Origin of the sequence: Burkholderia sp. MSHR3999 (genome assembly GCF_000833595.1) — a bacterium.
Classification (GTDB): Bacteria; Pseudomonadota; Gammaproteobacteria; order Burkholderiales; family Burkholderiaceae; genus Burkholderia; species Burkholderia ubonensis.
In genome coordinates, this window is sequence record NZ_JRFO01000001.1 from 235304 (window position 1) to 248532 (window position 13229).

10 protein-coding genes are annotated in these 13229 nt (G+C 66.0%); 9 read left to right on the forward strand and 1 reads right to left on the reverse strand.

Annotated elements, in window-relative coordinates; genetic code table 11:
• The first annotated feature begins 208 nt into the window (after positions 1–208).
• Positions 209–2284, forward strand: coding sequence for a molybdopterin-containing oxidoreductase family protein (locus KY49_RS01140; protein ID WP_042583037.1), 2076 nt, complete (start codon positions 209–211; stop codon positions 2282–2284).
• Positions 2285–2421: 137 nt separating this feature from the next.
• A complete protein-coding gene (locus tag KY49_RS01145; protein ID WP_042583038.1) occupies positions 2422–4095 on the forward strand; it encodes a long-chain fatty acid--CoA ligase in 1674 nt (557 codons plus the stop codon).
• A 155-nt stretch (positions 4096–4250) separates the two neighbouring features.
• On the opposite strand, the gene KY49_RS01150 is transcribed toward KY49_RS01145, so the two are convergent.
• Positions 4251–5408 carry a porin gene (locus KY49_RS01150; RefSeq protein WP_042583039.1) on the reverse strand — a complete coding sequence of 386 codons (1158 nt, stop codon included), beginning with the start codon at positions 5406–5408 and terminating at the stop codon, positions 4251–4253.
• A 285-nt stretch (positions 5409–5693) separates the two neighbouring features.
• Here KY49_RS01150 and coq7 point away from each other — a divergent pair, with 285 nt between their 5' ends.
• The 7 genes from coq7 to KY49_RS01185 all read left to right on the forward strand — a co-directional run bounded on the left by coq7 (position 5694) and on the right by KY49_RS01185 (position 13216).
• Positions 5694–6320, forward strand: coding sequence for a 2-polyprenyl-3-methyl-6-methoxy-1,4-benzoquinone monooxygenase (gene coq7, locus KY49_RS01155; RefSeq protein ID WP_010091227.1), 627 nt, complete (start codon positions 5694–5696; stop codon positions 6318–6320).
• Between the two features lie 388 nt (positions 6321–6708).
• A complete protein-coding gene (mraZ, locus tag KY49_RS01160) occupies positions 6709–7137 on the forward strand; it encodes a division/cell wall cluster transcriptional repressor MraZ (protein WP_006400450.1) in 429 nt (142 codons plus the stop codon).
• Between the two features lie 23 nt (positions 7138–7160).
• On the forward strand, positions 7161–8102 hold the full coding sequence (gene rsmH, locus KY49_RS01165) for a 16S rRNA (cytosine(1402)-N(4))-methyltransferase RsmH (RefSeq protein WP_042583040.1): 942 nt from the start codon (positions 7161–7163) through the stop codon (positions 8100–8102).
• The gene (ftsL, locus tag KY49_RS01170) at positions 8099–8443 is read left to right on the forward strand and encodes a cell division protein FtsL (RefSeq protein WP_010091229.1); all 345 of its coding nucleotides are present in this window, start codon (positions 8099–8101) and stop codon (positions 8441–8443) included. Before rsmH ends, ftsL begins: the two co-directional genes overlap by 4 nt.
• Positions 8440–10278: a peptidoglycan D,D-transpeptidase FtsI family protein gene (locus tag KY49_RS01175; protein WP_042583041.1), complete on the forward strand. Its 1839-nt coding sequence runs from the start codon at positions 8440–8442 to the stop codon at positions 10276–10278. The genes ftsL and KY49_RS01175 overlap by 4 nt, the downstream gene beginning before the upstream one ends.
• Complete coding sequence (locus KY49_RS01180) at positions 10275–11813, forward strand: UDP-N-acetylmuramoyl-L-alanyl-D-glutamate--2,6-diaminopimelate ligase (protein ID WP_042583042.1); 1539 nt, start codon at positions 10275–10277, stop codon at positions 11811–11813. Before KY49_RS01175 ends, KY49_RS01180 begins: the two co-directional genes overlap by 4 nt.
• Complete coding sequence (locus KY49_RS01185) at positions 11810–13216, forward strand: UDP-N-acetylmuramoyl-tripeptide--D-alanyl-D-alanine ligase (RefSeq protein ID WP_042583043.1); 1407 nt, start codon at positions 11810–11812, stop codon at positions 13214–13216. The genes KY49_RS01180 and KY49_RS01185 overlap by 4 nt, the downstream gene beginning before the upstream one ends.
• The last annotated feature ends 13 nt before the right edge of the window (positions 13217–13229 follow it).

Sequence of the window (13229 nt, forward strand, 5' to 3'; positions counted from 1 at the left end):
GAAATGTTACCCATCACCTCGCCCGAGGTTGCTGGCCAGAAGGTTTGTAGAGATTCCAGCCTTCTCGCGAACGCTCCGTTCGCCCCCCGATTCTCGCAATCTCCCTCCATCCTCATCGAAGCACGAGGCGATTTCTCGTCACGAAATCGACACTTTGCCGCTCGCCTCCGCCGTAAAATCCTCTAATCCCCAATCCTCGAACAAAACGATGAACGCCCCTACACAGATGGCCAGGGCCGTATGCCCCCACGATTGCCCCGACACGTGCGCAATGCGCGTCACCATCGAAAACGGCAAGGCGCTCAAGGTATCCGGCGACCCCGATCATCCGCCGACTCAGGGCGTGTTGTGCACCAAGGTCAGCCGCTACGCCGACCGGGTGCATCATCCCGATCGCCTGACCGTACCGCTCAAGCGCATCGGCGCCAAGGGAGAGGGGCGTTTCGTGTCGATCAGCTGGACCGAGGCATTCGACGAGATCGGCCGCCGCCTTGGAGAGATCGCGAAGCGCGCGCCGGAAGCGATCGTTCCGTACAGCTATGCGGGGACGATGGGGCTCGTGCAGGGCGAAGGCATCGCCCAACGATTCTTCCACAAGCTGGGCGCGTCACGGCTCGAGCGCGCGATCTGTGCCGCCGCGGGTGCGGCAGGGCTGCGCTACACCTATGGCGGCAGTCTCGGGATGCACCTCGAATATTTCGAAGAGAGCGAACTGATTCTGATCTGGGGCGCAAACCCGATCGCGTCGAGCCTGCATTTCTGGACACGGGCCCAGGAAGCGAAACGGCGCGGCGCACATCTGGTCGCGATCGACCCGTACCGCTCGCTGACGGCGGAAAAGTGCCACCAGCACATTGCATTGCGGCCCGGCACCGACGGCGCATTCGCGCTCGGCATGATGCACGTGCTGATCAACGAAAACCTGCTCGATCACGACTATATCGCCAGCCATACGGTCGGCTTCGACGCGCTGAGGGCACGCGCGATAGCCTATCCGCCGGAGCGGGTCGCGCAGATCTGCGGTATCGACGCGTCCGAGCTGATCGATCTCGCGCGCCGCTACGGTGCCACCCGGAAAGCGTCGATCCGGCTCAATTACGGCATGCAGCGCGTGCGAGGCGGCGGCAACGCAGTGCGTGCGATCGCCAGCTTGCCCGCGCTGACGGGCGCATGGCGCGACCGGGCAGGCGGATTGCTGCTGTCTTCTTCGGAGTGGGCGCCGGTCAATCAGCCCGCACTGTTGCGTCCCGACCTGATGCCGGGATGGCCTCACAAATTGCCGCGCGTCATCAACATGAACGCCATCGGCGATGCGCTGCTGCACCCGGGCGACGAGGCCTTCGGACCGAAGGTCGAGGCGGTGATCGTCTACAACTCGAACCCTGTCGCCGTCGCGCCGGATTCGTCGAAGGTCGCCGCAGGGTTTGCACGTGAGGACCTGTTCACCGTCGTTCTTGAGCATTTCAAGACAGATACCGTCGATTTCGCCGACATTGTGCTGCCGGCTACTACGCAGCTCGAGCATCTCGACGTCCACAAGTCGTATGGCCATACGTATGTGATGGCGAACCTGCCGTCGATTCCGCCGGTAGGCGATGCGCGGCCGAACACGGAGATTTTCCGCGGCATCGCGCGCAGCATGGGGCTCGATGAACCGGCGCTCTACCACAGCGACGAGGAGGTCGCGCGCGCGGCCCTCAGGTGGGACGATCCGACGCTCGACAGCAATTGGGATGCGCTGAAGCAGGCAGGATGGATCAAGCTCAAGCTGCCTGACGCGCCGTTTGCGAACGGCGGCTTCAGGACCCCGTCGGGCAAATGCGAGTTCTACAGCGCGCAGCTGGCGGAGATGGGGATGGATCCAGTGCCGGACTATCTGCCTCCGTTCGAGTCGGCCGAAGCGGCGCCGGACCTTGCGGCGCGCTATCCGCTCGCAATGATCTCGCCGCCGGCCCGCAATTTCCTGAACAGCACCTTCGTCAACGTCGACAGCCTGCGCAATACGGAGGGCCAGCCGCATCTCGACATTCACCCCGTCGACGCCGACGCGCGGGGGATCGCGGACGGCGATGTCGTGCGCATCTTCAACGATCGCGGTTCGATGCAAGCGCGTGCACGGATCACCGACCGCGCCCGGGCCGGACTCGTGGTCGGCTTGTCGATCTGGTGGAAGAAACTGTCGCCGGACGGGCGAAATGCGAACGAGGTGACGAGCCAGGCACTCACCGATCTGGGCAATTCGGCGACATTCTATGACTGCCTGGTCGAAGTAGCGAGAATTTGACGGAAGATCGGTGCGAGCACGCGCACGTGACCGCCGGAAGTTCGAAGGGGGTGTCTAACCCTGTTGTGCCAAGTCGAGCGAGCCGCTAGGATGCGTTTTCGCACGACCATTCGAAAATCTGTGAGGAGACGCGCAGTATGGACAAGATTTGGCTGAAATCGTACCCGTCCGGCGTTCCGGCCGAAATTGATCCGTCTCCGTATCCGTCCGTCCCCGACCTGCTCGCCGAGAGCTTCAGCCAGTACCGTGACCGGACGGCCTTCGTGTGCATGGGCAAGGCGATCACGTACGGTGAACTGGACACGCTGTCGCGCCAGTTCGGCGCGTGGCTGCAGTCGCGGGGGCTCGCGCGCGGCGCCCGCGTCGCGCTGATGATGCCGAACGTCCTGCAGTATCCGGTGGCGATCGTCGCGGTGCTGCGTGCCGGCTATACCGTCGTCAACGTCAATCCGCTCTATACGCCGCGCGAACTCGAACACCAGCTCAAGGACAGCGGCGCCGAAGCGATCGTCATCCTCGAGAATTTCGCGACGACGCTGCAGGCCGTGATCGCCAATACGTCGGTCAAGCATGTGGTGGTCGCTTCGATGGGCGATCTGCTGGGCCTCAAGGGATGGCTCGTCAACTACGTCGTGCGCAACGTCAAGAAGATGGTGCCGGCGTGGCAGCTTCCGGCCTACACCCGATTCAAGGCGGCGCTGGCCGAGGGGGCGCGGCTGGCCTTCAAGCCGCAGAAGCTCGGCCCGAACGACGTCGCGTTCCTGCAGTACACGGGCGGCACGACGGGCGTTGCGAAGGGCGCGACGCTGCTGCACCGGAACATCGTCTCGAACGTGCTGCAGGCGGGGGCATGGCACCACCCCGCGCACGAGAAGTATCCGGACGTGACGCAGTTCGTGACCGTGGTCGCGCTGCCGCTCTACCACGTGTTCGCGCTGACCGTCTGCGGTTTCCTGACGATGCGCACCGGCGGCATGGGAATTCTGATTCCGAATCCTCGCGATATCGGCGGCATGATCAAGGAGCTGAAGGGCTACCAGATCTCGACGATCCCGGCCGTCAACACGCTCTACAACGCATTGCTGAACCACCCGGATTTCGACCAGCTCGATTTCTCGAAGCTCGCGATCGCCAACGGCGGCGGCATGGCGATCCAGGAAGGCGTGGCGAAGCGCTGGTACGAGAAGACGCACACGGCGATCGTCGAGGGCTACGGCCTGTCCGAAACATCGCCGGTCGCAACCTGCAACCCGGTGACCGCCACGGCGTACAGCGGAACGATCGGCTTGCCGCTGCCGTCGACCGAGGTGTCGATTCGCGATGACGCCGGCAATGAAGTGCCGCTCGGCGAGCCCGGCGAAATCTGCATCCGCGGGCCGCAGGTGATGGCCGGCTACTGGAATCGTCCGGAGGAAACCGCCAAGGTCATGTTCCCGGACGGCTTCTTCAAGACCGGCGATGTCGGCGTGATGGATGCGCGCGGCTACGTGAAGATCGTCGACCGGAAGAAGGACATGATCCTCGTTTCCGGCTTCAACGTGTATCCGAACGAGGTGGAGGACGTCGTGGCGTCGCACCCGGGCGTGTTCGAGGTGGCGGCGGTCGGCGTGCCGGACGAGCATTCGGGGGAAGCGGTGAAGCTCTTCGTCGTGAAGAAGGACCCGGCGCTCACGGACAAGGACATTCTCGCGTACTGCAAGGAGCGGCTCACGGGATACAAGCGTCCGAAGCTCGTCGAATTCCGGACCGAATTGCCGAAGACGAACGTCGGCAAGATCCTGCGGCGCGAATTGCGCGACGGACGCGCCTGACGGGGCGAATGAACCACAGAGCCCGGCTTCGGCCGGGTTTTTCTTTTTTCAGGCTGCCTCGACGCGTTTCCGATCGCCACGGTTCGCTGCAGAAAAAAGAAAAAGGCGCCCGAAGGCGCCTTCAATGAACTGCGGCTTGTCAGGCAAGCTGCTGATTAGAACTTGTGACGGATGCCGACGCGAGCCGCCACCTGGTTCTTGCTGGTCGACGGGTCGAGGCCATTGATCGCTGCGGTCGCATCGACCGGTTCATTATTCTTCGGATCAAGCGTCTTGCCCGATGCATGCTGATACACGCCGATCACGTAGACGTCAGTACGCTTCGATAGGAAGTAGTCGACGCCCAGCGAGCCCTGGTGGTATTTCGCGGCGGACGCGTCGCCGATCTTGCTGCCCTGCGTATAGTCGTAGGCCGCGCCCAGGATCAGTGCCGGGGTCAACTGATACTTGAAGTTGATTTCGCCGTTGTTGAACGTCGCAGTTCCGGAGAACCCGCCAGCAGTAAAGCCCTTGAACTTCGTGTTCGAGTACGTTGCCCCGATCGTCGCCGCGCCGAACGTGTAGGCGCCGCCGGCACCGATGACCTGGTACGTGTTGGCGGTCGCTGCGTACGGACCATAGATCGGCGTCGATGCGATCGTCGTCGATGCGGTCGAACCGTTGTTGAACATGCCGCCGAAGTTCGCCGGCGTGCGCGCGTTCAGGTAGCCGACGCCGAGGACCAGCGGACCGTTGTTGTAGCCGGCGCCGAGCGACCAGACCTGGTTCTTCGCGAACTGGCCGGCTTGCCCGCCGAAGCTGTACAGGCCGCCGAACGAGAAGCCGTTGTAGGTCGGGCTCGTGTACTTGATCGCGTTGTTCACGCGGTACGCATTGTTGAAGTTGTCGAGGTCGCCCGGGTGCGCGGCGATGTAGCCGCCCCACTGGTCACCCGCCTCGAGCGGGCCGACGAAGTCGACGACGGAGTCGTACTGGCGGCCCAGCGTGACCGTGCCGAAGCCGCTCCCCAGGCCGACGTATGCCTGACGGCCGAATTCGAGGCCGCCCTGCTTGAGGCCGCCGGTGTTCACGTCAAAGCCGTTTTCGAGCACGAAGACCGCCTTCAGGCCGCCGCCCAGGTCCTCCGTGCCGCGCAGGCCCCAGCGGCTGCCTTGCAGCACGCCGCTCGACAGGCCGTACAGGTGCTTGCCCTTGGCGTTGTTGTTGAAGATGAAGCCTTCATCGATGATGCCGTAAAGCGTCACGCTGCTTTGCGCGTGAGCGGCGCCAGCGAACGCGCCCAGCGCGACGAGCGCGAGAAGCGACTTTTTCATGAACGGATCTCCAGAAATCATAGAATTTATTGTTGCGGGGCAAATAGTTATGTTCTGCAGACGATCCCCGCTTCAACTTCGCACGAAGTCCGACGTAATGTAGCAAAAGGACTTTTTGCAACAAAGCAAGATGCCCCGGCCCGGGGTCGTCATGTTTCCTTTATGCAACAATGGTTAAAATCACGGGTTAACCGCAATTTCCGCTGAAGAATCAAGTCGGTTACGCAGCGGACACGCGCTTTCGCCGGGTGCGGAAACGCAAGCACTAGCAGCCAGGAGAACAGGATGGTGTTGGATGAATTGATCAGCGAATTCGATCGCGGCCTGCGCTCGATGGCGGGCGTGAACCGGATGAGCCGCCCGGTGCCGGCGCCGGCCGAGCCTCCGACCGTCGAGCTCACGCCGGCCGAGCGCACGCATGCCGCGGGACTGATGCGCGTGAACCATGTCGGCGAGATCTGCGCGCAGGCGCTGTATCAGGCGCAGAAGCTGACCGCGCGCACGCCGGCGGCCAAGGCGATGTTCGAGGAGGCTGCCCGCGAGGAGGAGGACCACCTGGCGTGGACCGCGCACCGGCTCAAGGAGCTCGACTCGCGTCCGAGCGTGCTGAATCCGCTGTGGTACGCTGGCGCGCTGGCGATCGGCGTCGCGGCCGGCGCGCTCGGCGACAAGGTGAGCCTCGGCTTCATGGCCGAGACGGAGCGCCAGGTCGAAAGCCATCTGGAAGGTCACCTGTCGACGCTGCCGGCGGGCGACACCGCGTCACGCGCGATCGTCGACCAGATGCGCATCGACGAGGTGAAGCACGGCAAGGCCGCGACCGACGCGGGCGGCATCGAGCTGCCGCTGCCGGCGCGGATGCTGATGCGCGCCGCATCGAAAGTCATGACGAGCACTGCGTACTACCTGTGACGAAATCCACGGGGGCGGAGCGGTCTGCCGTCCCCCGATCGAGCCTTCCGATACCGCCCGCTTTTTCCGCGTTTTCCCGCCCCCGAAAGCCCCGTTCGCACGCCCATCTGGCCGGCCTTGTTCACGTATCACCTTCACAAGTTGCACTAGCTCATTCATTTATAACGGTTTTTGGGGTAAGGGGGCGCATGAGCTTGTGCGCGTAAGTCCTTGTTCTAACTAACAAAATTCGTCAAAAAACCGGGCCGCTCCCTTGACCGTGCCACACCCTTCCTCTAAAGTGGGAGACAGTGTGAGAAAGTGTATTTTTGTGTGATTTGGCGGGCTATTGCGGCTAAATTCTGAGCATTGAGCGGGTGCTTCGGTGCCCTGAACGGGAGAGCGGAAAGTGTTCCAAGGGGCGTCGGCGCTGACGCTCGATGCGAAAGGGCGGATGTCGGTGCCGGCTCGCTATCGCGAAGCGCTGCAAGGACAGGCAGAAGGACGGGTGACTGTGACCAAGCACCCGGACGGCTGCCTGTTGCTGTTTCCGCGCCCCGAATGGGAGGTGTTCCGCGCCAAGATCGCTGCGCTGCCGATGGATGCGCACTGGTGGCGGCGGATTTTTCTCGGCAATGCGATGGATGTCGATCTCGACAGCGCGGGCCGGATTCTCGTATCGCCCGAGCTGCGCATGGCGGCCGGGCTGGAAAAGGAAGTCATGTTGTTGGGAATGGGTAGTCACTTCGAGCTGTGGGATTCGCAGACCTACATCGCAAAGGAGCAGGCGGCGATGGCGCAGGGCATGCCCGACGCGCTGAAGAATTTCACGTTCTGATTGCGGTGACGGAGACGCCCGCGATGGGAAACGAATTGCAGCATCGGACGGTGTTGTTGGACGAGGCGGTCGACGCGCTCGTGACGCGGCCGGACGGCATCTATGTCGACGGCACGTTCGGGCGGGGCGGCCACAGCCGCGCGGTGCTCGCGCGGCTCGGGGCCGCCGGGCGACTGATCGCGTTCGACAAGGATCCGCGTGCGATCGAGACGGCGCAGGGCATCGAGGATGCGCGCTTCTCGATCGTGCACGACAGCTTTGCGTCGATGCAGGGCGCGCTTGCGGCGCGCGGCATCGGGAAGGTGTCGGGTGTGTTGCTGGACCTGGGCGTGTCCTCGCCGCAGGTGGACGATCCGCAGCGGGGCTTCAGCTTCCGCGCGGATGGCCCGCTGGACATGCGCATGGATCCGACGCGCGGCGAGTCGGCGGCCGAATGGCTCGCGCGGGCGTCGCTGCAGGAACTGACGGAGGTGATACGAGATTATGGGGAAGAACGGTTTGCTTTTCAGATTGCAAAGGCGCTTGTTGCTCGCCGGGCAGAGTCCGACCGTCTCGGGCCTCTCGACAGCACGGGCGAGCTTGCCCAAATCGTGGGTCACGTCGTCAAGACACGTGAGAAGGGCAAGGACCCGGCAACCCGCACCTTTCAGGCTATACGGATTCACGTCAATCAAGAGCTTGCGGACCTGCAAGTCGTACTAGACGCGGCATTGTCGTTGCTGGAGCAAGGGGGGCGGCTGGTGGTCATCAGCTTTCATTCACTCGAGGACCGGATCGTCAAGCGATTCATGCAGGCGCACGCGAGTGCGCCTGCGGTCGATCGCCGCCTGCCGATCCGCGCCGTCGACCTCCCGAGCCCCCCGTTGAAGATCATCGGCCGCAAATTCCCGAGCGACGCCGAAGTGGCCGCGAACCCGCGCGCGCGCTCGGCGGTGATGCGCATTGCGGAGCGCGTCGCGCCATGAGCCGCTTCAACATCTTCCTGCTGATCATCGTGATGGGCTGCGCGCTGTCGGTCGTCAATTCGACGAACCAGCAGCGCCAGATCTTCATTCAGCTGCAGCGCGCGCAGTCGCAGGAGCACCAGCTCCAGCAGGACTATGCGCAGCTTCAGTATCAGCAGAGCGCGCTGTCGAAGACCTCCCGCATCGAGCAGCTCGCGAACGATTCGTTGAAGATGCAGCCGATCATGACCGGCCGCACCCAATACCTGACGCTGGCGCCGGGCGCCGCGAAGGCGATCGACGCGCCGATCCCCGCATCGGCCGATGCGGCGGCGGGCAAGGCCAGGGGAGGTGCGCGATGAAGCCGTCGCAGAAGCGCCAGAACGTGAAGTTCGCGTCGAGCCCCGTGCTGTCCGTGCACCTGCCGATGTGGCGCTCGAAGCTCGTCGTGTTCCTGCTGTTCATGGCGTTCGTCGCGCTCGCCGCGCGCGCGTTCTGGATCCAGGGGCCTGGCAACGCGTTCTATCAGAAGCAGGGCGAAAGCCGCTACCAGCGCACGATCGAGCTGCCGGCGACGCGCGGCAAGATTCTCGATCGCAACGGGCTCGTGCTCGCGACGAGCCTGCCCGTGCGCGCGATCTGGGCGATTCCCGACGCGGTGCCGGACGATCTCGGCGCGGACAAGCTCGACCAGCTCGGCAAGCTGCTCGGCATGACGCAGAAGGAGCTGCGCGCGAAGCTGTCGGAGGACAAGGGTTTCGTATACGTGAAGCGCCAGGTGCCGATCGACCTCGCCGACAAGGTCGCGGCGCTCGACATCCCCGGCGTGTACCAGCGCAACGAATACAAGCGCTTCTATCCGGAAGGCGAGATCACCGCGCACCTGATCGGCTTCACGAACGTCGAGGACGAGGGCCAGGAAGGCGTCGAGCTCGGCGACCAGAAGCTGCTGTCCGGCACCTCGGGCGTGCGCCGGGTGATCAAGGACCGGCTTGGACACATCGTCGAGGACGTTGCCGAGCAGCTGCCGCCGCACAACGGGACGGACGTCGACCTGTCGATCGACAGCAAGATCCAGTACATCGCGTATGCGAACCTGAAGGCAGCGGTCGACAAGTTCAAGGCGAAGGCGGGCGCGGCGATGGTCATCGACGTGCGCACCGGCGAGGTGCTCGCGCTCGTCAACTATCCGACGTACAACCCGAACGACCGTTCGCACCTGACGGGCGAGCAGCTGCGCAACCGGATCCTGACCGACGTGTTCGAGCCGGGCTCGATCATGAAGCCGTTTACGGTGTCGCTCGCGCTCGACCTGCATCGCGTGACGCCGAACACGCTCGTCGAGACCGGCAATGGCCACTTCGTGCTGGACGGCGCGCCGATCACCGACGACGCGGGCTTCGGCACGCTGACGGTCGGCGGCGTGATCCAGAAATCGAGCAACATTGGCGCGACGAAGATCGCGATGACGATGAAGCCCGAGGAAATGTGGAATATGTATACGAGCATCGGCCTCGGCCAGGCGCCGAAGGTCGGCTTCCCGGGCGCGGCGGCCGGCCGCCTGCGGCAGTGGAAGAACTGGCGCAGGATCGAGCAGGCGACGATGTCTTACGGCTATGGCCTGTCCGCGTCGCTGTTCCAGCTCGGGCGTGCGTATACGGCGATCGCGCACGACGGCGAGCTGATGCCGGTGACGATCTTCAAGACCAACAGCGCACAGCCGGTCGCGGGGCCGCAGATTTTCGCCCCGTCCACCGCGCGCCAGGTGCGGGCGATGCTCGAGACGGTCGTGGCGCCCGGCGGCACGTCGCCGGACGCCGCCGTGCCGGGCTACCGCGTCGGCGGCAAGAGCGGTACCGCGTACAAGCACGAAGGGCACGGCTATACCCGCAAGTACCGCGCGTCGTTCGTCGGGATGGCGCCGATGCCGAACCCGCGCATCGTCGTCGCGGTGTCGGTCGACGAGCCGACGGCGGGCAGCCACTTCGGCGGGCAGGTGTCCGGGCCGGTGTTCTCGGCGATCGCAGGCGACACGCTGCGCGCGCTGAACGTGCCGCCGAACATGCCGGTCAAGCAGCTCGTCGTGTCTGACGATACGCCCCCCGCGACCGGGCCGCAAAAGCTGGCCGCGGGTGCGGGCGCGAAGCATATGATCGTGTCCAGCACGACACGCAATTCTCCTGGAGTCATTCGATGAGCGCCGCTCGCAGTTCCCATCCGGCGCACCAGCAGATCGCAGCCGCGCTCGCGTGGCTGCGTCAGCATGTGGCCCCCGCCGCGCAACTGCATGCGGATACGCGCAGCCTCGAAGCAGGCGACGTGTTTCTCGCGTATGCGGTCGACGGGGCCGACAACCGCGCCTTCATTGCCGACGCGGTCGCGCGCGGCGCCGCCGCCGTCCTGTATCAGCCGGACGGCCTTGCCGCCGCACCGGCCGCGCCGGTCGCGCTCGCCGTGCCGGCGCTGAACGAACTCGCCGGCGACATCGCCAGCGGCTGGTACGGCGATCCGAGCGACAGCCTGTTCGCGGTCGGCGTGACCGGCACGAACGGCAAGACGTCGTGCACGCAGTGGATCGCCGCCGCGCTGACGGCGCTGAATCGGCCGTGCGCGTTGATCGGCACGCTCGGCAGCGGGATGCCGGGCCATCTGGTGCCGACCGGCTTCACGACGCCCGACGCGCCGCAACTGCAGCGCAGCCTCGCGCAGTTGCGCGACGCGGGCGCGAAGGCGGTGGCGATGGAGGTGTCGTCGCACGCGCTGCATCAGGGGCGCGTGAACGGCACCGCGTTCGACATCGCCGTGTTTACGAACCTCACGCAGGATCACCTCGACTATCACCGCACGTTCGACGCGTACGAAGCGGCGAAGGCGAAGCTGTTCGCATGGCGCGGCCTGCGCGCCGCGGTCGTCAATCGCGACGACGCGGCCGGCAGCCGTCTGCTCGCGAGCCTGTCCGGCCAAGTGCGCACGATCGCATACGGGATCGGCGACGCGCCGGCGGCGGGCGCGGATCGCGAGCTGAGCGCGCATGACGTGCGCGCGACCGCGACCGGCACCGCATTCCGCCTGCGTTCGTCGTGGGGCGATGCGGACGTCGAGGTCGGCACGCTCGGCACGTTCAACGTCAGCAACCTGCTGGCGGTGCTCGGCACGCTGCTCGCGGCCGACGTGCCGTTCGACGCGGCGCTCGCCGAAATCGCGCGGCTCGAGCCGGTCAACGGCCGGATGCAGCGCCTCGGCGGCCGGCTGCAGAACGACGAGCCGCTCGTCGTGATCGACTATGCGCACACGCCCGACGCGCTCGAGAAGACGCTCGACGCACTGCGCCCGATCGCCGTTGCGCGCGGCGGCGCGCTCGTCTGCATGTTCGGCTGCGGCGGCGACCGCGACGCGACCAAGCGTCCGCTGATGGGCGCGATCGCCGAGCGGCTGGCCGACGAGGTCGTCGTGACGAGCGACAACCCGCGCAGCGAGGACCCGCAGCGCATCATCGACCAGATCGTCGCCGGGATGGCCGTGCCGGACAACGCGCGCCGGATCGAGGACCGCGCGAGCGCGATCCTGCAGGCGGTGCGCGGCGCGGCGCGCGAGGACGTCGTCGTGCTGGCCGGCAAGGGGCACGAGGCGACGCAGGAGATCATGGGCAAGAAGCGCGCGTTCTCCGACCAGGACCACGCGCGGCTCGCGCTCGCGGCGCGCGCGACGCACGGCAAGGGAGGCGGCGAATGACGATGCTCAGCCTTGGTGAAGCCGCTCGCCTGATTCAGGGCGCGACCGTCCACGGCGACGCGAGCGTCACGTTCGAGCGGGTGTCGACGGACAGCCGCACGGTCGGCCCGGGCGACCTGTTCGTCGCGCTGAAAGGGGAGCGTTTCGACGCGCACGATTTCCTCGCCGACGTGGCGGCGCGCGGCGCGGCCGCTGCGCTCGTGTCGCACACGCCGGCGGGCCTCGCGATGCCGACGATCGAGGGCGGTGAAACACGGGCCGCGCTCGGCGCGCTTGCGCACGGCTGGCGCAAACGATTCCCGTTGCCGGTCGTCGCAGTGACGGGCAGCAACGGCAAGACGACGGTCAAGGAAATGATCGCGTCGATCTTTGCCGCCGCGGTCGGCGCGGATGCGCGGCTCGCCACGGCCGGCAACCTCAATAATGACGTCGGCCTGCCGTTGACACTGCTGCGCCTGAACGCCGCGCACCGGCTCGCGGTGATCGAACTCGGGATGAACCACCCGGGCGAGACGGAGATCCTCGCGCGCCTCACGGCGCCGACGGTCGCGCTCGTCAACAACGCGCAGCGCGAGCACCAGGAATTCATGGCGACGGTCGAAGCCGTCGCGCTCGAACATGCGGCCGTGATCCACGCGCTCGCGCCGGACGGCGTCGCGGTGTTCCCGGCCGACGACGCGTACGCGGGCATCTGGCGCGTCGCGGCGACCGGCAACCGGATCGTCGACTTCGCGCTCGACGACGGCGAGCGGCACACCGACGCGCAAGTGACGGGCCGCGTCGACGGCGGCGCACTCGCGATCGACACGCCTGCCGGGTCGATCACGGTGCGGCTGCGTGCGCTCGGCGCACACAACGCGCGCAACGCGCTGGCGGCGACGGCTGCCGCGCTGGCGGCGGGCGTCGCGCTGACGGCGATCCGCCAGGGCCTCGAGGCGTTCGAGCCGGTCAAGGGCCGCCTGCAGGTCCGGCAGGCAAGCGCCGGCAGCCTGGCGGGCGCGACGGTCGTCGACGACACGTACAACGCGAACCCCGATTCGATGCGCGCGGCGATCGACGTGCTCGCGGCGCAGCCGGCGCCGCGCGTGCTGGTGATTGGCGACATGGGCGAAGTCGGCGACGAAGGCCCTGCGTTCCATCGCGAGGTCGGCGCGTACGCGCGCGAGCGCGGCATCGACGCGCTGTTCGCGCTCGGCGACGCATCGCGCGACGCCTGCGCATCCTACGGCGACACGGCCCGCCACTTCGGCGACGTCGGCGCGCTGGTCGACGCGCTGCTGGCGGCGGGCTACGGCGCACGGGCGACGGTGCTCGTGAAGGGCTCGCGGTACATGAAGATGGAGCGCGTGGTCGACGCGCTGACGAACCAACCCGCGGCGGGCACGGCGCCCGCCGCACCTTGAGTAGAAGGAAGGA